The sequence below is a fragment of the Streptomyces sp. SAT1 genome, assembly GCF_001654495.1.
Classification (GTDB): domain Bacteria; phylum Actinomycetota; class Actinomycetes; order Streptomycetales; family Streptomycetaceae; genus Streptomyces; species Streptomyces andamanensis.
Genome location: NZ_CP015849.1, coordinates 5,639,992 through 5,661,806, shown reverse-complemented (window position 1 = coordinate 5,661,806; position 21,815 = coordinate 5,639,992). Strand labels below are relative to the sequence as shown.

General features: G+C 74.1%; 20 protein-coding genes. 1 reads left to right on the top strand and 19 read right to left on the bottom strand.

Features of this window, described 5'->3' with window-relative positions:
- Nucleotides 1-852 (bottom strand): sulfurtransferase, encoded by an 852-nt coding sequence (locus tag A8713_RS24335; protein ID WP_064535698.1) that lies wholly within the window; start codon nt 850-852, stop codon nt 1-3.
- Nucleotides 853-1,095: 243 nt separating this feature from the next.
- Between A8713_RS24335 and A8713_RS24330 the strand changes: the two genes are divergently transcribed.
- Nucleotides 1,096-1,950: a VOC family protein gene (locus tag A8713_RS24330; RefSeq protein WP_064537686.1), complete on the top strand. Its 855-nt coding sequence runs from the start codon at nt 1,096-1,098 to the stop codon at nt 1,948-1,950.
- Between the two features lie 1,146 nt (nt 1,951-3,096).
- Here the strand turns inward: A8713_RS24330 and A8713_RS24325 are convergent.
- From A8713_RS24325 to A8713_RS24235, 18 genes are all read right to left on the bottom strand, one after another.
- Complete coding sequence (locus A8713_RS24325; RefSeq protein ID WP_064535697.1) at nt 3,097-3,978, bottom strand: SDR family NAD(P)-dependent oxidoreductase; 882 nt, start codon at nt 3,976-3,978, stop codon at nt 3,097-3,099.
- Nucleotides 3,975-4,454 (bottom strand): MarR family winged helix-turn-helix transcriptional regulator, encoded by a 480-nt coding sequence (locus A8713_RS24320; protein ID WP_079159291.1) that lies wholly within the window; start codon nt 4,452-4,454, stop codon nt 3,975-3,977. Before A8713_RS24320 ends, A8713_RS24325 begins: the two co-directional genes overlap by 4 nt.
- Nucleotides 4,455-4,868: 414 nt before the next feature.
- A complete protein-coding gene (locus tag A8713_RS24315; protein WP_064535696.1) occupies nt 4,869-6,056 on the bottom strand; it encodes a vWA domain-containing protein in 1,188 nt (395 codons plus the stop codon).
- 10 nt (nt 6,057-6,066) lie between these two features.
- Complete coding sequence (locus tag A8713_RS24310; RefSeq protein ID WP_064535695.1) at nt 6,067-7,275, bottom strand: sigma 54-interacting transcriptional regulator; 1,209 nt, start codon at nt 7,273-7,275, stop codon at nt 6,067-6,069.
- A complete protein-coding gene (locus tag A8713_RS24305) occupies nt 7,272-9,125 on the bottom strand; it encodes an ankyrin repeat domain-containing protein (protein WP_064535694.1) in 1,854 nt (617 codons plus the stop codon). The genes A8713_RS24310 and A8713_RS24305 overlap by 4 nt, the downstream gene beginning before the upstream one ends.
- Nucleotides 9,122-10,258: a gala protein gene (locus tag A8713_RS24300; protein WP_064537685.1), complete on the bottom strand. Its 1,137-nt coding sequence runs from the start codon at nt 10,256-10,258 to the stop codon at nt 9,122-9,124. The genes A8713_RS24305 and A8713_RS24300 overlap by 4 nt, the downstream gene beginning before the upstream one ends.
- A gap of 234 nt (nt 10,259-10,492) precedes the next feature.
- The gene (locus A8713_RS24290) at nt 10,493-11,839 is read right to left on the bottom strand and encodes an ammonium transporter (protein ID WP_064535693.1); all 1,347 of its coding nucleotides are present in this window, start codon (nt 11,837-11,839) and stop codon (nt 10,493-10,495) included.
- A gap of 64 nt (nt 11,840-11,903) precedes the next feature.
- On the bottom strand, nt 11,904-12,845 hold the full coding sequence (locus A8713_RS24285; RefSeq protein WP_064535692.1) for an urease accessory protein UreD: 942 nt from the start codon (nt 12,843-12,845) through the stop codon (nt 11,904-11,906).
- A 1-nt stretch (nt 12,846) separates the two neighbouring features.
- The gene (ureG, locus tag A8713_RS24280) at nt 12,847-13,467 is read right to left on the bottom strand and encodes an urease accessory protein UreG (RefSeq protein WP_064535691.1); all 621 of its coding nucleotides are present in this window, start codon (nt 13,465-13,467) and stop codon (nt 12,847-12,849) included.
- Between the two features lie 40 nt (nt 13,468-13,507).
- Nucleotides 13,508-14,335: an urease accessory protein UreF gene (locus A8713_RS24275; RefSeq protein WP_079159113.1), complete on the bottom strand. Its 828-nt coding sequence runs from the start codon at nt 14,333-14,335 to the stop codon at nt 13,508-13,510.
- Nucleotides 14,336-14,347: 12 nt separating this feature from the next.
- Nucleotides 14,348-16,072, bottom strand: coding sequence for an urease subunit alpha (gene ureC, locus A8713_RS24270; RefSeq protein WP_064535690.1), 1,725 nt, complete (start codon nt 16,070-16,072; stop codon nt 14,348-14,350).
- A gap of 1 nt (nt 16,073) precedes the next feature.
- A complete protein-coding gene (locus A8713_RS32605; RefSeq protein WP_079159112.1) occupies nt 16,074-16,649 on the bottom strand; it encodes an urease subunit beta in 576 nt (191 codons plus the stop codon).
- Nucleotides 16,646-17,488 carry a sirohydrochlorin chelatase gene (locus A8713_RS24260; RefSeq protein WP_079159111.1) on the bottom strand — a complete coding sequence of 281 codons (843 nt, stop codon included), beginning with the start codon at nt 17,486-17,488 and terminating at the stop codon, nt 16,646-16,648. The genes A8713_RS32605 and A8713_RS24260 overlap by 4 nt, the downstream gene beginning before the upstream one ends.
- 2 nt (nt 17,489-17,490) lie before the next feature.
- On the bottom strand, nt 17,491-17,796 hold the full coding sequence (locus A8713_RS24255; RefSeq protein WP_064535689.1) for an urease subunit gamma: 306 nt from the start codon (nt 17,794-17,796) through the stop codon (nt 17,491-17,493).
- An 83-nt stretch (nt 17,797-17,879) separates the two neighbouring features.
- Nucleotides 17,880-18,851: an urea transporter gene (locus A8713_RS24250; protein WP_079159110.1), complete on the bottom strand. Its 972-nt coding sequence runs from the start codon at nt 18,849-18,851 to the stop codon at nt 17,880-17,882.
- Between the two features lie 419 nt (nt 18,852-19,270).
- Nucleotides 19,271-19,930, bottom strand: coding sequence for a thymidine kinase (locus A8713_RS24245; RefSeq protein ID WP_064535688.1), 660 nt, complete (start codon nt 19,928-19,930; stop codon nt 19,271-19,273).
- A 58-nt stretch (nt 19,931-19,988) separates the two neighbouring features.
- A complete protein-coding gene (locus A8713_RS24240; protein ID WP_064535687.1) occupies nt 19,989-21,182 on the bottom strand; it encodes an alkaline phosphatase family protein in 1,194 nt (397 codons plus the stop codon).
- Entirely contained in the window at nt 21,182-21,778 is a 597-nt protein-coding gene (locus A8713_RS24235; RefSeq protein ID WP_064535686.1) for a DUF5998 family protein, read from the bottom strand. Before A8713_RS24235 ends, A8713_RS24240 begins: the two co-directional genes overlap by 1 nt.
- Nucleotides 21,779-21,815 lie beyond the last annotated feature (37 nt).

Sequence of the window (21,815 nt, the reverse complement as noted above, 5' to 3'; positions counted from 1 at the left end):
CTAGCGCGGGTCCGCGCCCACCGCCACCGGGCGGGACGGGTCCGCGGACCACTCCGACCAGGAACCGACGTACAGCGCGGCCGGGATGCCCGCCACGGCCAGGGCCAGCACCTCGTGCGCGCCGGAGACGCCCGAGCCGCAGTACACGCCGACGTGCGTGCCGTCCTCGGCGCCCAGTTCCCGGAACCGCTCGCGCAGTCGCCCGGCGGGCAGGAACCGGCCGTCCGCGCCGACGTTCTCCGTCGTCGGCGCGGACACCGCGCCCGGGATGTGGCCGCCGACCCGGTCGATGGGCTCGACCTCGCCCCGGTAGCGCTCCCCGGCGCGCGCGTCGAACAGCAGTCCGGAGCGGGCCAACTCCCCCGCGCCGTCGGCGTCGAGCAGTTCCAGGGCGCCGGGCTCCGGGACGAAGTCGCCCTCGGCCGGTTCGGGAACCGTCTGCTCCAGCGGGCCGTCCCAGGCGGCCAGGCCCCCGTCGAGCACCCGGACGTCGGGGTGCCCGGTCCAGCGCAGCAGCCACCAGGCGCGCGCCGCCGCCCAGCCCTGCCCGCCGTCGTACACGACGACGGGACGGCCGGAGCCGACCCCGGCACGGCGCATCGCCGCGCCGAACTCGGCGGTGTCGGGCAGCGGGTGGCGGCCGTGCGCGCCCGGCGCGGAGGCGAGTTCACGGTCCAGGTCGACGAAGACGGCGCCGGGCAGGTGGCCCGACGCGTAGGCCGCGCGCCCGTCGAAGGGCGGTTCGCCCGCGGCCTTGGCCGTGCTGAGCTGCCAGCGGACGTCGAGCAGGACCGGCGCCCCGGGGCCCCCGAGGGCGGCCGCCAGATCGGATGCGGAGATGATGGCGTTCATGGCCACCATCCTTGCGCACAGGGTGGCCGCGGCGTCCAGGTCCCGCTACTCTGCTCGGCCGGACAGGTCCGGTCACCAGGCGTACGGGATCAGCCACATGCTGTGCAGCCGATCGACATCCGTCGGCAAGCGCGCCGAAACGGACAGGACACCGCACACGGGGCATCCTCCGGTCATCGTTCCGAGTCCGGAGAGCGAGCGGAATCGACGCGGCCACCGCGAGGGGCCGAGAAGAGAGTGACGATGACTCAGGCACCGTATCCGGCCGGCCGGGACAGCCGGGCGAGCGCCCGGCACACGCCCGGGACACCCTGCTGGGTGAGCCTGATGGTGCACGACATGACCGCGACCCAGACGTTCTACGGCGAGCTGTTCGGCTGGGAGTTCGAGCCGGGGCCCGCCCAGCTCGGCCCCTATGTCCGGGCCCGGCTGGACGGGCGGCAGGTGGCGGGCATCGGCCTGCTGCCGCCCGACCGCCATCTTCCGGTCGCCTGGACCCCGTATCTCGCCTCGGACGACGTGGATGTGACGGCCGAAACGGTACGGCTGTGCGGGGGCACGGTCGGGGTGGGACCGCTCGACGCGGGCGAGGTCGGCCGGCTGGTGCTCGGCTCCGACCCCTCCGGGGCGGTCTTCGGTGCCTGGCAGGTGCCCGGGGAGCGCGGGGGCGCCGCCGACGGCCGGCCCGGCGCGCCGCTCTGGAACGAGCTGCGCGCCTTCGAGACCGCGAACGTCGCCAAGTTCTACGCCTCGCTGTTCGGTTACGAGGAGCGGCGCCCGGAGCCTGGGGGTGCCGGAGCGGGCGAGGGGGCCGCCGACCGGGTGACGCTGTGCCTGGACGGCCGGCCGGTCGCCGGGATCCTCGGCGCGGGGCCCGCGCTGCGGCACGACGGGGGTCCGCACTGGCTGACGTACTTCGAGGTCGCCGACACGGACGCGGCGGTGGAGCGGGTGACCGGGCTCGGCGGACGTGTCGTCGCCCCGGCCCATGACACCGCCCGCGGCCGCACCGCCACGGTCACGGACTTGGAGGGCGCCCGCTTCGCACTGCTCCAGCGCGGCGGCACGGGAGCGGACGGGCGGCGCGCGGCCGGGTGAGGTGAGACGCCGACGGCCGTGCCCCGGCCTCGGGGGCGGCGGATCCGCGGCCGGTTCCGCACGCGGGGCGTGGGGCCCGGGGCCCGAGACCCGGGGTCTCGGTGCTGCCGCCGCCCTGGTGTCCGTGGCGGGGGCGGGACAGCCGTCGCGGGGTCCGGCTCAGGGGGTCCGGCTCGGGGCATCGGGCTCGGGGGGGGCGGGCTCGGGGCATCGGACTCAGGCGCCGTGTCCCGTGCGGATCAAGGTCGTGTGCGTGGTTCAGCGGGGTGGCGGGTGGCCGGGTGGCCCGGTGGCCGAGGTGGCGGGGTGGTGGCCGCGCTGCGGCGGGGGCACAGGGCGGGCAGTTCGTGCCGGGGGCGGCGGGCGCGGGCCGGTGGGCGCGCCGGGCGGCAGACCTGGACTCGTGGCCGCGCCTCGGCGGGCGACGGGATGGTGGCCGCGTCTCGACGGGGCAACGGGTGGTGACCGTACGGCGGCGGGATCGGGCGGGGGTGGCGCCCGAGCAGGGGCGAGCGGCGGTGGTGGACGACAAGGGCCGTGGGGCGAACCGGTGGCGTGACCCGGCGGACGACCTGCCCGCGGACTTCGAGGGCAACCGGGACGTGCACTACGCCGCGCAGGGCCGGCCGCAGGATTCCGGGGAGTTCATCGCCGCTCTCCAGGGCAGGCTCCGCACCTCGCTGGACCGCTTCGAGCAGGCGCCGGCGGAGGGCACGACGGGCGGGGTGGCGATCTCAAGAAGCGCGGCGAGCCGTGGATCAGGGTCTCGCCGCGCGGCAAGCGGCAGGAGCCGGAGAGCCTGGTGGCGATCAAGGGCGAGACCGAGCGGCGCCGGGGCGCCATCGACCTGCTGGACATCTTGGAGTACTGCTCCGGGCCGCGCCGGTGCACGTCGACACGGTGCTGACGCAGGAGGTCCTGGCCGACCGACCCGAAGTGGGCGGGCAAGCTCACCGGCGCGGACCGCAGCGCGCTGTCGCCGCTGTTCTGGACCCATGTGCATCCGTACGGCCGGTTCGAACTGGACATGAACAGCCGCCTGGGCCTGGACCTGCCCATCCAGGCTACGGTGCGTGCCCGGCCCGCGGACTCCGCAGGACGAGGAAGCCGCGATCCCGGCGTGACAACCGGTTCCGGGCCGCCGCCCTACCTGGGGAGGGGCTCCACTCCGAGGAGAGCTGCGGTCTTGGTGTAGACGGTCCGGGCGAGAGCGTCGTTCAGGGCCAGGCGTGAAGGAGAGTCCGGCTGGGACTCGCTGAAGAAGCCGCCGCTGGGGTGCGGTGCGGGCGAGGCGCCGGCGAGCCAGACCGGGGTTTGCACGCCTTCGTCCGGGGTGATGGCGAACGGGCGGAACAGCGGGGCGGTCAGCCGCATCAGACCGCCGGCGTTGCTGTTCATCGCGGTGCCCTTGACCATGCCAGGGTTGGCGTTGTAGATGCTCATGCCGTCGGGGAGGCGGTGTGCGAGTTCTCGCGCGGCCAGGAGGCTGACGAGTTTGCTCGTGGCGTAGACCTTGGGCTGGTTGTAGAAGCGCTTGCTCCACGATGTTCCCGCGACGTCCGGATCGGTGGCGTCGAGCTTGCCGCGTCTTTCCACGAACGAGGACATGTTGATGATCCGCGCTTCGAGCGCAAGCACTCCTTCGGCGAGGAGAGCGTGGGTGAGGAGGAACGGGGCGTGGTGGTTGAGCGCGTAGGTGCGTTCCACACCGTCCGGTGTCTGCTCGTATCGGGGAAACGCTGCTCCTGCATTGTTGATGAGGACGTTCACCGGGTGTCTGTCGGCGGCCAGTTCCGCTGCCAGTGTCTGTACCTGCGACCACTGTCGCAGGTCAGCGGTGTAGGTCCGCGGCGGTGCGGTGTCGCTGCCCGCTGGGGCCAGGCCGCGCAGGCTGTCGGCGGCGGCCCGGGTGCGCGTCGCGTCCCGGCCGACGAGGACGACGCTCCGACCGGCCTTGATCAGGTGGCGTGCCATCACCAGGCCCAGGCCCGAGGCTCCGCCCGTGATGACCGCGGTCCCGCTGCTCATCGCTGCTCCTTGTCCACGTCCACGGTCTCCTCGTCGCCGCCGGCCTGAGCTGTCGGGTGGGAGCCGTCGATCACTTCGCGGAGAAGCGTGTGCAGGCGCAGCCTGCTCTCGTGGTCGAGGCGGGCGAAGGGTGAGTACTCGGTGGTGTGCCGGATGACGCGATCGCGCAGCGCGCATCCCTCGGGGGTGAGCTGGATGAGTTTCGCGCGGCGGTCGGTGGGGTGGGGCACGCGGCGGACCAGGCCGCGCTTCTCCAGCCGGTCGATCATCGACGTGGCGGTTGATGCGTCGCACCGCAAGAGGTCGGCCAGACGGCGCGCGGTCATCTCGCGCCCGCGACTCAGCCTCCACAGCGCATCGGTCTGCGTGTCGGTCAGTCCCGCTTCCTGGGCCAGCTCCTTGAGCTCGGCATGCACCTGGGTGCGGATTGCGAACAGGTGGTCGTGAAGCTCTTCGGTCAGCTGCCGATCATCCATCACCGCACAGTACATGGATAATCCAATCATTGGAAAGTCCATGTACTTACTTCTGGAAGTCCTCTCGGCGCGACGACCGGCCCGCCGCAACGCTCAAGCCACCCCGCCCTTTCCACTCCTGGACGCAGCGACCCGGCTCCTGGAGATGCTCGACGGACCGCCGGCCGGGATCTACGACCCCACCGGTCCGGGCCGTCTGCTGTCCGGCTTCTTCGCCGCGGTGGCCGGGACCGAGCGGGAGAACATCGCGAGGCCACCCCCGAAGGGCTCGATGCCGCCTCCCGCAAAAGCAAGCACGGGCGGCCGGCCGCCGGTCATCACCGACGACACGCCGCACTCTCGGCGGATCGGCAAGGTGGTGGGCGTGCGGCGGCGGATCCGTGTGGTGGGCAGGTCGTGTCTGGGATGGTGGGGTCAGGTGGGTGGGATGCGTACCGTTTCCGCCCAGGGCGGGGGCTGGGGGGCTTCGGAGCCGATCAGGGCTGCTATCAGGCGGCAGGACGTGGGCTGTTCGGGCCAGGGGGTGAGGCCGTCGGTGAGGACGATGACGATGCCCGGCCGGTCGGGGGCGGTCAGGGCGGCGTGGATGCCGACGCGCAGGTCGGTGCCGCCTCCGCCGCCGAGGACGACCTGTTCGGTGGCCGTCACCCGGGACACGGTCTGGACGTCGGCGTCGCAGGCGAGGACGGTCACGCGGTTGCCGCGCACGCCGACCTCGCGCAGTACGCCCGTCACCTCGCCCAGGGCGGCGGCGAGTTCGGTCTCGCCCATCGAACCGGAGGTGTCGACGACCACGGCCACCCGGGGCAGCGGGCGGCGCAGGCTCGGCAGCACGACTCCGCGCAGCGCCGGGGTGCGGCGCGAGGGGCGGCGGTAGGTGTAGTCGACGGCGCCCCCGGCCCAGGCGGCGGCCTCGCGGACCGCGCCGGACAGCGCCTGGCGCCAGTCGACCGTGGGTTCGAGGACCTCCTCGGCCCAGCGCCGCCAGCCTCCGGGCAGGGTGCCGCGGCCCCGCTGGTGGGCGCGCATCGCCTCGGCGGTCTGCCGGCGCAGCGCCTGTGCCTCGGTCTCCCCGAGCCGGGCGGGACCGGCGGGACCGGTGATCTCCCAGGGCACCGGACGGCCGTGGGCGCCCGATCCGCAGTCGTGTGCCTGACGGTGGGCGGGCAGCCCCCGCAGATACGCCTCGAACAACTGCCCGTCCGGCAGGCCGAAGAGGCGGGGCTCGACGCGCCCGGCGGGCAGCCGCAGCCCGTCGGCGAGGAGGTCGTCGTTGATCTCGCAGTCCTGGGCGACGTTCACGCGGTGCGCGTCGCGCTGGTCGGCGGCGGGCAGCCGGCCGGCGCGGCCGTGGTGGTCGCGCAGCAGGTGCGCGGCCTCGTGCACCCATACGCCCGCGAGTTCCGCGACCGGGGTCGCCTCGACGAAGGCGGGCGACACGTAGCAGCGCCAGTGCCGGTCCACGCCCATGGTCGGCACCTCGTGGGAGGGGACGGCCGTCAGGGCGTACAGGGCGGAGGCGAGATACGGGCGGTCGCTCGCCGCGCGGTAGCGGGCGGCGAGCAGCTTGGTGGTGTCCAGCTCCCGGCGGGCGTCCGTCATCGCCGTGCCCTCATGGGCTGCCGGGCAGGGCCCCGGACAGCTGGAGCAGGTCGAGGAACCCGTCGATGCCGGGCGGTACCGGCCAGTCCGGGTGGCGCATCGCCGCGAGGTCGGTGGCGGCGCGGGCGGCCACGTCCGGTACGCCCGCCTCCACGGCCTTGCCCAGCACCGTCCAGGCCGCCTCCCAGCGGGGCCGGGTGAGGTCGCTCCGGACGGCGGCGACCACCGCGATGAGGAAGGCCAGTTGGCGGTCGCCGCGCTCGGGCAGGGCGAACGCGTCGGGGTCGGCGAGGACCCGTTCGGGGTCCGGCAGGTCGAGGTGTTCCAGGTACGACAGCAGTTCGATGCCCGCGCCGTCGCCGACCGCGCCGGTGAGCGCGGCGGCCACCGCCTCGCGCCCGGCGCCGGTCGCGTAGCCGGTGGCGAGCAGCCGCAGCGCCATCTCCCAGGTGCGTGGGGACGGCCAGGAGCGGCCCCGGCTCTCGGCGTCGGCGGGCAGGTGGTGGACCAGTCCCGGCCGGGCGGTGAGGAAGCCGGAGACGGCGCCGCGGGCCCGTGCCACGGCGCCGGGCACCTTGCCCGCGTCGACCGTGGGGACGGCCGCCTCCGGCCAGGTGCCGGCCATGCCGCGGGCGACCGTGCGCGGGTCGTGCGTCCAGTCCAGGTGGACGAAGCGGTTGGCCAGCGGCGGGCTGAGGTGCCAGCCGTCGGCGGCGCTGGAGGGCGGGTTGGCGGCGGCGACGATCCGGACGGCGTCGGGCAGGGCGAGGCTGCCGACCCGGCGTTCGAGGACGACGCGCAGCAGCGCCGCCTGGACGGCCGGGGGCGCCGAGGAGAGTTCGTCGAAGAAGAGGAGGCCCTGTCCGGCGCGGGTGAGCCGGACCGCCCAGTCGGGCGGGGCCATCGGCACTCCGGTGACCGCCGGGTCGTCGCCGACGATCGGCAGCCCGGCGAAGTCGGAGGGCTCGTGGACGCTGGCGATGACCGTCTCCAGCGGCAGGCCGAGTCCGGCGGCGAGCTGTTCGAGGGCCGCCGACTTGCCGATGCCCGGCTCGCCCCACAGCAGGACGGGCTGATTGGCCGTCACCGCGAGGGCCAGCGCCTTCAGTTGGGTGCTGGCGGCGGGCTCGGTGTGCCGGATGCGCAGCCGGTCGACCAGGTGGTCGGCGGCGGCCAGGGGACTCGGGGGGCGGGGGCCTGTGGGGCTGGTGGTACTCACGGGGTCCCGTCCTCGCCGTCGTGGGAGTCGTCGGTGCCGTACTGCTGCCGCTTCTTTTCCTTCTCGTCTTCCGTCTCGCGTTCCTTCTCGTTTTCCTTCTCGTCCAGCCACCGGTCCAGCCAGGCGACGCCGAGGTCCGGATGCTCCGCGTGTACGCGCTCGCGCAGGTGGGCCAGATCGGTCCGCCGGTAGCGGCGGATGATCTGGGCCAGGGAGAAGTCGGACTCGTCGACGACGTCGAGCCGGGCGCCGGCGGCGACGAGCGCCTCCACCAGGGCCCGGGAGCCGCCGTCGTTGACCGCGGTGAACAGCGGGGTGCGCTCGCGCTGGTCGCGGGCCTCCAGGTCGAGCCCGTGGGCGAGCAGCCGGGGCAGCAGCGTCTCGTGGTCGAGCAGGTGCAGGACGTGCAGCAGGGTGCGTCCGGAGGCGTCCCGCACCCGCGGGTCCATGCCCAGGTCCAGCAGGGCGAGCACCCCGTGGGTGTCGCCGTGCTGGGCGCGCAGGAACAGTTCCCGCCGCTGGGCGCGCAGGACCTCGGGCAGCCGGCCCTCCCCCGACGTCCAGGTCTGCCGGACGGCGAAGCAGCCGGTGACGGCGCCGCCGAAGGCGCGCAGGGCCTGCTCGCGCCGCTGCTCCTCGTCGCTGTGCGGCATCCGGAGCAGGCCGCCGCCCGGCCGGAAGCCGACCTCGTGCCACTCGCCGCGGCAGCGGACCCGGACGGGTGCGGGGGCCTCGGGTCCGGGCGGCCCGCCGGGGCCGCCGGTGCCGCGCAGCGCGGGGAACAGGGCGTCGCGGACCAGCGGGTGCAGGTGCTCCGCGGTGATCCCGCCGTCGCGCAGCAGGTCGAGGTCGGGCAGGCGGCGCCAGCGGGCCTCGGCCAGGAAGGGCAGGCCCCTGGTCAGGGCGCGGCCGGCGAGCCGGACCCGCAGTCCGGTCCCGCCGGAAGGGGGTGTCTCCAGCAGGAGGTCGGTGTGCCGGTCGCCCGCGACGACGAAGCGGTGCCCGGCGCCCTCGCCCGCCTGGCCGCGGACCTCGCGTTCGAGCCGGGTGTGGTCGAGGGCGAGCCGGCCGAGGGCCGCCTCCGGGACGTACCGGCGCCGGCGGGGGCCGTCCGAGGGCGGGGTCAGGTCGGCGTCGATGCCGGCCGCCGCGAAGGCCGCCCGCGGCTCGCCGCTCTGGTGCAGCGTGGTGATCCACTCGGCGCGGGCCACCGGGTCACCGGGGCCGGGGTCGGCGGTGGGCAGTTCGTCCGCGGCCAGCGGGGTGCCGTCGGGGCGGAGGAACGGGAGGCGGTCGTGGCCGCCGCCGCAGCGCTCGCGCAGTGCGGCGGTGTGCCGGGCGTCCCACAGGTGGCGGGCGTGCCGCCAGTCCTCGGTGCGCCGGCCGAAGACACCGGGGGCCCTCTCGTCCAGCACCGTCCCGAACCGCAGGGTGACTCGCTGCGGGCCCTCCCGCATCGCCGGGGTGGTGACGTACAGGTACGGGGTCGTGCCGGGGCGTTCGGCCGGGTCCACCGGGCGGTAGCGGGCGAGGACCACGGTCCGGTAGGTGTCCAGGGTGGTCCAGCCGCCGAGCAGCCGGGGCAGATGCCAGTGCAGCAGGTCGGGGACGAGGTGGCGCAGGTCGTCCGTGAGGGCGTCGGCGACGTCCCGGCCGCAGTGGAAGGCGATCTCCGCCAGGTCGAGGGCGAGGTCGACGCGGGCCGCCGCGCACGCCCCGCGCCAGTCGCCGGCCAGGCGGCGCTCGGTGGCCTGTTCGATGGTCGTGCGGGTCACCGCGTGGCGGCGGATCCGCCGCCGGGCCGCCGCCTCCTCGGTGGACAAGCAGGGCGGTGCGGGGCGCGGGCTCACCGGTAGACGCTCCCTATCGCGCGCAGGTCGGGGTGGGTGCCGGTGCCGGGCCGCAGACGGCGGGTGAAGGACCGCTTGACCTTGCGGGGCAGTCCGGGGCCCAGACCGACGTACTCCAGCGGCGAGTCGTCCGGTACGGCGGCGAGCAGGGACTTGGCGCCGTGTCCGGTGAGTCCGGTGTGGCGCAGTTCGAGGCGGCGCAGCGGGCTGCCCGGCAGGGCGGCGGCCAGGGCGTGGGCGCCTTCGTCGCCGGTGGCGTTGGCGGGGGCGCCCAGGCTCCGTTCGGAGGGCGGGCGGCCCAGGTCGAGCGTCTCGATGCCGGGCAGGGCGTCCGCGAGGGCGCGCGCCCCGGCGGGGCCGATGCCGTTGCCGCCCAGGCCGAGCCGCAGGGGGCGGGCGGGGTCGGCGGCCGCGGCGAGGACGGCGGCGCCCTCGTCGCCGAGGTGGTTGGCGGGCAGGTACAGCTCGCGTACGCCCGCCTCGCGCACGAGCGCGGCCAGTGGTCCGGCGGCGTCGGCGGTCAGGCCGTTGCCGCCGAGGAAGAGGCGTTCGACCGGCTGCGGACGGTCGGTGAGGGCGTCGAGCAGGGCGCGCAGTCCGGCGGTGGTGAGGCCGGTGTTGACCAGGTCGAGGGTGCGCAGGGCGGTGTTGCGGCGCAGCAGCGCGGCGAGCGCGCGGGCGCCGTCGTCGCCGACCGGGTTGCGCTTGAGCCACAGCGCGCGGACGGTGGTGTCGGCCGCCAGCGCTCCGGCGAGCGCGCTGACGCCGTCCGGGCCGATGCGGTTGCAGCCGAGGTAGAGGGTGTGCAGACCGTGCGGTCCTGAGCCGACGGCCCGTGCCACCGCGGTCGCGCCTTCGTCCCCGATGGCGTTGGTGCCGAGCAGGAGGTGCCGGGCGTGCGGCGAGGCGGCGGCCACGGGCAGCAGGCGGGCGGCGCCTGCCGCGCCGAGCCCCTGCTTGCACAGGTCGATCCGGCCGTCCGCGCGTACGGTGCCGAGCGGGAACGTCTCGTCGTCCGCCACCGGCCGCGCCGAGCCCAGCCGGGCCAGCAGCGGGTCCAGCGCGGCGGGATCGCCGACCGGGATGTCCGGGTGCTCGATCGCCGGGCAGCGCACGGGTGTCGGCTGCGTCATCACCACTCCACCGGTCCGTCGCCCGTGCCCGCCTCGCCGGGGGCGGCACCGCTCCCGACCGTCCGGGGCCGGACCGACGCCCATCGACTTCCTCCACGACAAGGGTGGCAAGGCTGGTCGGATTCGAACCGACGTCCTCCAGCTTGATGCGGGGGCGCGACGACCACTGCGCTACAGCCTTGCCGGGGAGATCATAGCCATATCCGCCCGGTGACCGGGCAGTTGGCGATGTGGTCAGTCACCGCCGTCGTCCCGCAGCAGCCGCCGGATCTCGGCCAGCGTCTCCCGGTCCAGGCCCCGGCCGTCGCCCGTCAGCGCGTCCAGGCGGGCCGCGGTGCGCAGGTCGTAGGCCCGTTCCTCGTCCTCGCCGGGTACGGCGGCGTACGGCTGCTTCTGGGCGAAGCCGACGACGGTGTCGACGGCCTTGGCGACGGTCCAGGTCAGGACGAAGGAGTACGCGGCCACGGCGAGGATCGCGACGGCCTGCCGCCAGAGCAGCGAGCCGCCGCCCCCGTAGAAGAGACCCTCCCGGCCGCTGACGCCGGAGGTGGCGAACAGGCCGACCATGAGCAGTCCGACCAGGCCGCCCGCGCCGTGCACGCCGACCACGTCGAGGGTGTCGTCGACATTCAGCCGGTACTTGAGGGTGACGGCGTACGCGCAGACACACCCGGCGGCGAGCCCGGTCACCAGGGCACCGGTGGGGTCGATCTCGCCGCAGGCGGGCGTGATGGCGACCATGCCGGCCACCGCCGCCGAACCGACGCCCATCATGGTGACCCGCCGGGTCCGCCAGTACTCGACCAGCGGCCAGGTGACCATCGCCCCGGCCGCGCCGAGCTGGGTGTTGATGAACGCGGTGGCGGCGGTCCCGGTGTCGCGGACGGCGGAACCGGCGTTGAAGGCCAGCCAGCCGAACCACAGCAGGGCGACGCCGATCATGACCAGCGGGATGTTGTTGGGGCGCGGTTCGGTGCGCCGGAAGTCCGCCGGTCCTCTGATGACCAGGGCGGCGGCGAGTCCGGCGATGCCCGAGTTGAGTTCCACGGGCAGGCCGCCCGCGAAGTCGAGGGCGCCCAGGTGCGCGGTGATCCAGCCGTGGTGCGCGTCGAAGACCCAGTGCGCGACCGGCACGTACACGATCAGCAGCCACAGCACCGAGAAGACCAGCCAGCCCCGCATGGTGGCCCGGCCCGCGATGGAGCCGCTGATCAGTGCCACGGTGACGATGGCGAAGCCCATCTGGAAGGTGGCGTAGACGTAGGTGGGGATGGACCCGGTCAGGGTGTTCGGCTCGATGCCGCGCAGCAGGACGTGTTCGAGGCCGCCGATGAAGCCGGCGCCGCCCACGTCCGGGCCGAAGACCAGCGAGTAGCCGAGGAGGTACCACAGCACGGTCACGAAGCAGAGCGAGGCGAAGCTCATCTTGAGCATCACCAGGATGTGCTTGGTGCGGACCATGCCGCCGTAGAAGAAGGCGAGCGCGGGGGTCATCAGCAGCACCATGGCGGCTGCGGCGAGCATCCAGGCGGTGTCGCCGGAATCGTAGGCGGCCGGCATCGGGGCGGGGGCGGTGATCACGGGCGGAGGCTCCTCGTCACGGCTTGCGAGCGCCCTGTTCTGCGAGCGCCACGGCGGGTGCGCGCTACGGTTTGCGCAGGTCGGGTGCGGGGTGACCGATGAGCAGCCGGCGGACGGCGTCCCACGCGGCATGCCGGGCCCCGGCGAGGCGGGGCTGCTCGTGGGCGAGGATCCGCACCCAGGCCCCGCAGTCGTACGGCAGGACGCTCGCCCCGTGCAGCACCCCGCGGCCCGTCAGGGCGCGGTGCAGGGTGCCGGCGATCTCGGCGGCGGGCCGGCGGGCGCTCACCACGAACAGCGAGGCGACGTGGTCGTGTCCGGCGAAGACGCCGGGGCCGCTCACCCCGCCGGGGCCGTCCGGGCGCAGCCGCAGGGTGTCCACCGCGAGCAGCGTCCCGTCGGGCCTGCGGATCTCCAGGTCGCCGGTGAGCACGGTGTAGGCGTGTCGCTCGCCGCGGGCGATCCTGCCCGCCGTGACCGCCTCCCCGTACACGACCGTGGCGCTCTCGTCGACGGTGAGCACCGTGTGCTGGTGGAAGCGTGACCCGGCGAAGGGGATCAGCGGATCGGGCAGGTACTCGGCCCAGGCGCCGTCGCCCGCGGTCAGGTGGACGCGCTGGGTCGCGTAGTCCTGCTCCATCCGGTAGAGCTTGGTGGCGGCCTGGGTGGTGCACAGGACCTGGGTGTCCGGGCCGCATCGGAGGTCCAGGCGGTGGCGGTCCGCCTGGGCGATGCCGCCGCCGGTGGCCATCACGTAGACGCACGCCATGCCGGGCAGTGCCGGGTCGACGTAGAGCGGGCGCATGATCTGGAGAGGCGCCTTCTGGTACCGCTCGACCAGCTCCGTCCGTTCACCGCGGCGGGCGAAGCCGAGGTCGAGCACGCCGACCTTGGCCGGTGAGCCGGGGGCGAGGGTCTCGGGCGGCGCCGAGTGGGCCGCCAGCTCCGGGGGCAGCCGGGCCGGCTCGTAGTACTCCGGCGCGAGCCGGTCGCGGACGGCCGGCACGTCAGACCAGCACCTTGCGCCGGGCCTCCAGGAAGGCGGCGACCTCGTCGACGCCCCGGCCGGTCAGGCAGTCGGTCAGGACCACCGGGCCGTCGCCGCGCACCCGGTGGGCGTCCGACTCCATCACGCCGAGGTCGGTCCGCACGTACCGGGCGATGTCGATCTTGTTGATGACCAGCAGGTCGGAGTCGGTGATGCCCGGTCCCCGCTTGCGCGGCATCTTCTCGCCCTCGGCGGTGTCCAGGACGAAGACGAACACGTCCACCAGGGCGGGGCTGAAGGTGAGGGTCAGGTTGTCGCCGCCGCTCTCGTAGAGCAGGACGTCGGTGTCGGGGCAGCGTTCGAGCAGTTCGGCGCCCGCGGCCAGGTTCATCGTCGGGTCGTCGCGCACGGCGGTGTGCGGGCAGGCGCCCGTCTCCACGCCCACGACGCGGTCGCCCGGCAGCACACCGTCGAGCGTGCGGCGCACGTGCTCGGCGTCCTCCTGGGTGTAGATGTCGTTGGTGATCACCGCGGGCCGGTGGCCGTCCCGGATCAGGACCGGCACCAGGGCCTCGATGAGGGCGGTCTTCCCCGATCCGACGGGGCCGCCGATCCCGACGCGCAGCACGTTGTCTCGCATGGTCTTCCTCCTCCGGGTCCGGCACCGCGACCGGGTGCCGTCAACTGGCGAACAGACGGGCTTCGGCCCGCTCGTGACGGGCGGACATGACGTCCGCGGCGAACGTGGTGGCTCCCAGGTCGTCGAGGCCGCGCTCCAGCGCGCGGCGGGTCGTCTCCGCGATGACCGGCGCGGTGCGCCGCAGCAGCACCTGGGCCAGCCGGTGGTCGGTCAGCCGCAGTCTCAGTGCCGCGCCGGCGAAGCTCGCGCAGAACTGGTGGAGGTCGGCGGCGACGGCCTGGCGCACGGGTACCCCGGCCGCCGCGTGGACGACCCCGGCGGCGACGGCCTGGGTGCCCGGCGCCCGGTGGGCGGCCACCTCGCGGTGGTAGCGGACGATGCCGTCCGCGCCGAAGACCTCGGCGGCCAGGTCCAGCAGTTGCCGCCCGGTGCGTACGGCGGCCTGCCGCGGCTCCCGGCCGAGCTTGGCCGCGTACAGCCGCCTGTCCACGGCGCCCACCGCCGCCCAGTCGCCCGCCGACGCCGCCCGGTGGGCCAGGGCCAGCGCGGTGGCGTCGGACGGGCCGACGCCGTTCCTGAGCAGGTCGTGCAGCAGCGCGGGCAGGGACTCCCCGTCGACGGCCCGCTCCTGGACGTAGCCCTCCAGGCTGTGCGACAGGGTGTAGAAGCCGCTGGGGAAGGCGGAGTCGGTGAGCTGGAGGACGACCAGGAGGTGGTCCAGGTCTGCGTCCGTGCCGGTGTCTGCGCTTGTGTCCGTGCTTGTGTCCGTGCCGGTGGCTGTGCCTGTGTCCGTGTCCGGGGGTGCCGTGTCGCGGGGCCGGCCGTGCGGGGTGGTGGCGGGCGGGCCCGCGCGCTCGTCGCGGTACATGCGCTCGGGCCCTCAGGCCAGGAAGAAGAGCTGGTTGAGCGGCAGCTTCCGGGCCGGGTCGATGGTGACGACCTCTCCGTCCACCGTCACCTTGTATGTCTCCGGGTCGACCTCGATCCTCGGGACGACGTCGTTCCGGACCATGTTGTGCTTGCCGATGGTGCGGGTCTTGCGGACCGGGAGCACCGTGCGTTCGAGGCCGAGTCTCGCGGGCACCCCGGCGGCGATGCCGGCCTGGGACATGAAGGTGACGTGGGTCGCCTGGAGGGCGCGTCCGAACTGGCCGAACGCCGGGCGGTAGTAGACGGGTTGCGGGGTGGGCAGCGAGGCGTTGGGGTCGCCCATCTGCGCCCAGGAGACGATGCCGCCCTTGATGACCATCTTCGGCTTGGCCCCGAAGGAGTGCATGGGCCACAGGACGATGTCGGCCAGTTTGCCCGCTTCCAGCGACCCGATGTGGTCCGAGACCCCGCTGGCGACGGCCGGGTTGATGGTGACCTTGGCCAGATAGCGCAGGACGCGCTGGTTGTCGTTGCGCGGGGAGTCCTCGGGCAGCGGCCCGAACGCCTCCTTGCAGACGTGGGCGATCTGGAAGGCGCGGGTGACGGACTCGCCGATGCGGCCCATGGCCTGCGAGTCGGAGGAGATCATGCTGATGATGCCCCGGTCGTGCAGGACCGTCTCGGCCGCGATGGTCTCGGCGCGCACCCGGCTGTCGGCGAAGGCGACGTCCTCGGGGATGTCGTGGCTGAGGTGGTGGCAGACCATCACCATGTCCAGCAGTTCGTCCACCGAGTTCTTGGTGTACGGCAGCGTGGGGTTGGTGGAGGACGGCAGGACGTTGGGCTCCCCGGTGACCCGCAGGATATCGGGGGCGTGCCCGCCGCCCGCGCCCTCGCTGTGGAAGGTGTGGATGGTCCGGCCGTCGATCGCCGAGCGGGTGTCCTCGAAGAAGCCGCCCTCGTTGAGGGTGTCGGTGTGGATCGCGATCTGGATGTCGTGGTGGTCGGCGACGTTCAGCGCGTTGTCGATGACGGCGGGGGTGGAGCCCCAGTCCTCGTGCACCTTGAGGGCGGCGGCGCCGGCCTCGATCTGCTCGTCCAGCGCGCCGGGCAGGCTGCCGTTGCCCTTGCCCATGATGCCGAGGTTGACCGGCAGGCCCTCGGCGGCCTGGAGGAGCCGGGCGAGGTTGAAGGGGCCGGGGGTGCAGGTGGTGCCGTTGCTGCCGTCGGTGGGTCCGGTGCCGCCGCCGAACAGGGTGGTGATGCCGTTGCTCAGGGCCTGCTGGCACTGCTGGGGGCTGATCAGGTGCACATGGGTGTCCATGGCCCCGGCGGTCGCGATCAGGTGCTCGCCCGCGATGACCTCGGTGCCGGTGCCGACGACGAGCCGGGGGTCGACGGCGTCCTGGGTCTGCGGGTTGCCGGCCTTGCCGATGCCCGCGATGAAGCCGTCCTTGACGCCGATGTCGCACTTGACCACGCCGACCACCGGGTCCAGGACCACCACGTTGGTGATCACCAGGTCGAGGGCGCCCTGTGCCGCGGTGGCCTGCGGGTCGGAGGCCATGCCGTCACGCATGGTCTTGCCGCCGCCGTAGACCACCTCGTCGCCGTACGACCCCTCGCGGACGTCCTTCTCTACCTCGACGACGAGGTTGGTGTCGGCCAGCCGGAACCGGTCGCCGACCGTGGGGCCGAACAGGGCCGCGTACTGCTCACGGGAGAGGATGGGCATGTCAGCGGGACTCCTTCTTCTTCGCGCTCTTCTGGGCACCTGCCTTGCCCGGACCGGCCTTCCCACGGCCCGACTTGCCCTTCCCGGCCGCCTTGGCCTTCTCAGCGGCCTCGGCTGTCCCGGCTGTCTCGGCTGTCTTCTCCGGCTCGGCTGCGCCTTCCGGCTTGCCCGCCCCCTGGGTCCCGGCGGGAGCGGTCTCCCGCCCGCCCGCGCCGCGGAAGCCGCGGCGCAGGGCCCGGCTGACGGCCTCGACGCGGGCCGGGTGGGAGACCGTGCTGCCGTTGAGCAGGCCGCTGAAGCCGGTGAGGCGGCCGGTGCCCGCGTACGCGCACAGCTCCACCTCGTGGGTGCCGCCGGGCTCGAAGCGGACGGCGGTGCCCGCGGCGATGTTGAGGTGCATGCCGAGCGCCGCGTCGCGGTCGAAGTCGAGGGCGGGGTTCACCTCGAAGAAGTGGTAGTCGGAGCCGATCTGTACCGCGCGGTCGCCGGTGTTGCGGACGGTGAGTTTGATCGTCCTGCGCCCGGCGTTGATCTCTATCCGGCCGTCGCCGTACTGGTAGCGGGGAGGGAGCGTCATCGTGGACTCCTGTGCGAGGTGAGGGCGGGTGGGGCCGCGGTGCGGGGTGGTGCGGCGGTGTCCGCGCGGCGGTGCGCGTGGGCGTGCGCGTCACCGTGGTCGTGCGCGTGTTCGTGCGTGTGGCTGTGGGAGTGGGAGTGGGAGTGGGAGTGGGCCGCGGACAGGGCGCGGGAGAGACCGTCGTCGCCCGAGCGCTCGTACCGCTCCCACGCCTCGCGGACCCGTGCGTCCAGGACCCCCGCGACGGCGGCGGGCGAGAGCAGCGGTCCGCCCCGCCGGCAGTGCGCGGGGTCGGGACTGTCCGGTGCCGCCCAGGCGGCCGGAAGCAGCACGACTCTCCGTTCGCCGAGAGCGAGGCAGCGCCGCACACCTTCGGCGGGGTCCGGTTCGCCGCCGGTCAGCGCCACCTCGACGGTGCGGTGCCGGCCGTACTGCCGTACCAGGCGGGCGATCCGGAAGAGGTCCGCGTCGGCGTACGGGCCGCCGGACGGAGCGGTGACCAGCAGCGCCGCGTCACCGGGCGCCCGGCAGGCGGCGCCGCGCAGCCAGCCGACCAGGTGGTCCGCGGTGCCGAACGGCGCGGCCAGCACGGTCCCGGCGCGCTCGTCGGGGGCCAGGGCCCGCAGGGTGCGCGCGGCGTCGGCGGCGAGGTCAGGGTCCCGGCCGAGGGTCATCGGCACCACGCAGACCCGCTCGCCCCGGGCGCGCAGCGCACGCACGCACCGCAGCAGCGCGCGTCCGCCGCCCACCGACGGCACCCCGGCGTCCAGCAGCCCGCCCAGGGCCCGGCCCCCGTCGCTCTCGTGCCCGCCGACCGCTACCACCGTGCCCGGGGACACGGTCAGCCACCGACCGGGTCGTGGCAGGAGACGAGCTTGTTGCCGTCGTCGAAGGTGGCCTCCACCTGGAGCAGCGGCAGCATCTCCCGTACGCCCGGCATGGTGTCGTCCTCGCCGAGGACCTGGCGGCCCAGTTCCATGCAGTCGGCCACGCTGCGGCCGTCCCTGGCCGCTTCGAGGATGGCCTCGCTGATGAGGGCCACCGACTCGCTGTAGTTGAGCTTCAGCCCGCGCCCGCGGCGCTTGCGGGCCAGGTCGGCGACGACGTACACGAGCAGTTTGTCGATTTCCCGGGGGGCCAGGTTCATGAACCGCGCCTTTCTCGGACGGTCGGGTGGATGCCGGTCGGCCGGGGCGGGTGCTCCGCGCGGTCCCGGCGGGACGGGGCTCTTCAGAAGTCGTCGGCGCGCGTGATGCGCGGCAGCAGGGGGACAGCCGCCAGCAGCGCCCAGGTGGTGATGTTGAACGGCCAGGTGAAGGTGTGGCTCCCGAAGACGGTGAAGAACACCGAGAGCGAGGCCGTCAGACCGGTGCTGGCGGCGGCGGCCAGCACGGTGTAGGCGTAGTTCCACGCGGTGGGGCGCAGCAGCACGACACCGAACGCCAGGCTCGTCAGTACGGCGTTGTAGCCGTAGATCCCCTGGCCGATCAGGACGGCCGGCGCGCCGAGCGCCCACGCGGTGAGCAGCCCGACGACGCTGCCCAGCACGGTGAAGAGGCCCACCTTCCAGCCGGCCAGGAAGAGGCCGGCCAGCATGATCAGGCCGACGTACCAGGAACCGGCGAAGAAGATCTGGGAGACGTTGGTGAAGAAGCCCTGCCACAGGTCGCTCCAGTGGACGACGGGGCTGGTCGGGGTGGTCGGGGTGACCGCGGTCGGCGGGGTGCCGTGCCACACGCGCGCGAAGGAGGGGGCGCCCAGCACCATCACCAGGGCGACGAGGCAGAACGGCCCGGTGAACGCCTTGAGTCCGACGGGGGCGAGCAACTGGCCGAGGGCCGCGGTGATCAGGGTGCACAGGACGGCGGCGACCACGGCCAGCACGTAGGTGGAGGGGTGGTGGCCGAGGTAGACCACCATGGAGATGGTCCCGAGGACACCGCAGTAGGTCATCAGGCCCTGGGTCAGCGTGTCCCGCTCGACGGCGAGGACGCGGGCGGTGAGGGTCGAGACCACCGCGCCGATGACGGCGAAGAGCCCCGTCTGCCAGCCCTGCACCCACAGGGCCACGAGGATGACCAGCGAGGTCCACGGGCTCGGCTGCAGGTCGACCTGGCCCACGCCGCGCAGCGCGCCGAGCGCCGTTTCCTTGGCGCCGGCCTGGGGCGGCAGGGCCTGGGGCACGGCGGGCCGGGTCGTCACGTGCGGTCCTTCACATGCGCTCCTTCGCGTGGGGACGGTACGCCGGACGCGGGACGGGCGAAGATGTCCGCCGTCCGTTCCGGGACGGCGGACCGGTCGCCACCTGATGTGAAGATATGCACCTTTTGAGTGATGTGCACCTCCGCCTCCGTCCGGACCGCACGACCGGCGCCCGCGCGCCCGTGATCGCCTTCGTGGCGGTGGGCGGCGGGCGGTGGGTAGCGGGCGGTGGGCGGTGCGGCGGGTGCCTCCTGCGGTACGGCGCCTCGCACGTGCGGCGCGACGGCGGCGACGGCTGCGACGGCTGCGACGGCGGCGACGGCCCCCGGGTACGGCGGGTCGGTGCGGCGGACCGGTGCGGCGGATCGAGAACAGCCAGGCCGTCGCGGTCGCGGGCGCAGGCTGCCTGGGTGCGGAGGTCAGCGGCGGGCGCCGGGCTCCACGGGCAGGACGTCCGGGGACAGGGCCGCCGCGCGGGCCGAGGCCGCGGTCATGCGGCGGCGGTGGTGGCGGCGGCACAGCACCTCGTAGCCGATCTCGTCCGGGGACTGGTCGACGTCGCCCACGACCACCTGGGCGCCCTCCACGACCATGACACCGCCGACCGTGCGGGCGTTGTGCGTGGCGCGGGCGCCGCACCAGCACAGGGCCTCGACCTGGAGGACCTCCACGCGGTCGGCCAGTTCGACCAGGCGCTGGGAGCCGGGGAACAGCTTGGAGCGGAAGTCGGTGGTGATGCCGAAAGCGTAGACGTCGATCTCCAGGTCGTCCACGACGCGGGCGAGCTGGTCGATCTGCTCGGGCGCGAGGAACTGCGCCTCGTCGGCGATCACATAGTCGGCCCGGCCGCCCTGGGAGAGGTGGTCGACCAGGTAGGAGTAGAGGTCGACGCCGTCCTCCACCTCCACGGCATCGGTGACCAGGCCGAGGCGGGAGGACAGCTTGCCCTCGCCCGCCCGGTCGTCGCGGGTGAAGATCAGACCGGCGAGCCCGCGCGCCGAGCGGTTGTGCTCGATCTGGAGAGCCAGTGTCGACTTCCCGCAGTCCATCGTTCCGGAGAAGAACACCAGCTCGGGCATGAGGGGGCGGGCACCTTTCGGCGAGGTCGCGGGTCGGGGAAGGGGGCGGGAGGCGGGGTCAGGGGCGGGCTTCGAGCAGCGGGACGAACTGCTCGGCCGGGGTCATGGAACCGTGGTTGCCGACCATCAGGGACTCCTTGGGCTCCCGCTCCGAGGCGATGAGCAGGACGTCGTCCCGGGCGGCCGCGATCACGTCGCCGAGCCGCCCGTACACCCGGTCGTCGATCCGGGGCCCGAACCAGCCGGCGTCGATCGCCTCGTCCCGCGAGGCCACCCAGAACTGCTCCCCCAGCACCTCGCGCCAGCAGGTCAGCACGTCACCGGCGGCGCCGGGCACCGCGTACACGTGCCGGGCGCGGCCCTCGCCGCCGAGCAGGGCGACACCGGCGCGCAGCTCCCAGTCGGCGTCGAAGTCGATGCGGTGCTCCTCGTCGAAGACGATGTCGACCATGCCGTGGTCGGCGGTGACGTAGAGCGCGCTGCGCGGCGGAAGCTGCTCGGCCAGCCGCTGGGCGAGCCGGTCGACGTGCATCAGCTGGCCGCGCCAGGCGTCGGAGTCCACGCCGAAGCGGTGGCCGGCGCCGTCGAGTTCGGAGTAGTACGTGTAGACGAGGGCGCGGTCGGCCGCGGCGAGCTGCTCCGCTGCCGTGTCCATGCGGTCCTCGCCGGTCAGCCGGCCCAGGAAGGTGCCGCCGCTGAGCGCGACCTTGGTGAGCGGGGTGTTCTGGAAGGCCGGGGAGGAGACCTGTGCGGAGTGCACCCCGGCGCGGTGGGCCAGTTCGAAGACGGTGGGGTACGGCTGCCAGGCGCACGGGTCGCTGTAGGGCTGCCAGCGCAGCTGGTTCATCAGCGTGCCGGTGGCCGGGTCGCGGACCGTGTAACCGGGCAGTCCGTGCGCGCCCGGGGGCAGGCCGGTGCCGACGGAGGCCAGCGAGGTCGCGGTGGTGGCCGGGTAGCCGGCGGTGAGCGGACGGCCGGTGCCGCCGCGCGAGCTGCCCAGCAGGGAGGTCAGGAAGGGCGCCTCGTCGGGGTGCGCGCGCAGCTGCTCCCAGCCGAGGCCGTCGATCAGGAAGACGCAGGCGCGGTCGGCGGGGGCCAGCTCGGGGATCGCGGCCGTGGTCGCGGGGACGTCCATGCCGGCGGCCAGGGTGGGCAGCAGGTCGGCGAGCGAGCCCGATCCGTAGGCGGGGACGGGCGCGGAGGCGACGGCGAGGGGCTCGGGGTGGTCCCAGGCGGTGGGCTGGGCCGGCATCAGCGGGTGACGTCCGCGGTGGCCTCGGAGACCGCCTGGGCGAAGGCGAGCGTCTGGCGCACGGTCTCCGGGCCGTCCCCCGCCTCGCTGACGCGCAGGCTGAGGTCGTCGGCGGTGGAGTTCCCCGTGTAGCCGTGGTCCGCCTCGCAGTTCGGGTCGCCGCAGGCGGCGGGCTCCAGGTCGATGCGGGAGACGGCGCCCCAGCCGATGGTGAGGACGACCTCGCGGGGCGGCGTACCCGGGGTGTACTGCTCCGGGTTGGCGACGACCCGGCTCACCACGACCGACGAGATCCGGCCGAGCTTCACCGATTCGGTGGACGTCGTGGCGTACGGCGTCGGGGAGGTGCTGTCGGCCGCCTGCTCGTCGGTGTGGCTGACGATGAAGCGGTTGCCGGTGAGGACGAGCACGGTGACGTGCCGCCGTACCTCGTTCTGGTCGAAGGTGGTCTCCTGGTGGACCAGGTACGACCGGATGGGCTCGCCGCCCACGGCGGCCTCCACCGCCTCGGCCACGAGAGCCGGGTAGTAGCCGCTGCGTTCGATCGCCGCCCGCAGCCCCTGGGTCGTCGTACTGGTCTTGGCCATGCCGTCCATCCTACGGGGAGGCACTGACTGCCAGGCACCGGTTCGT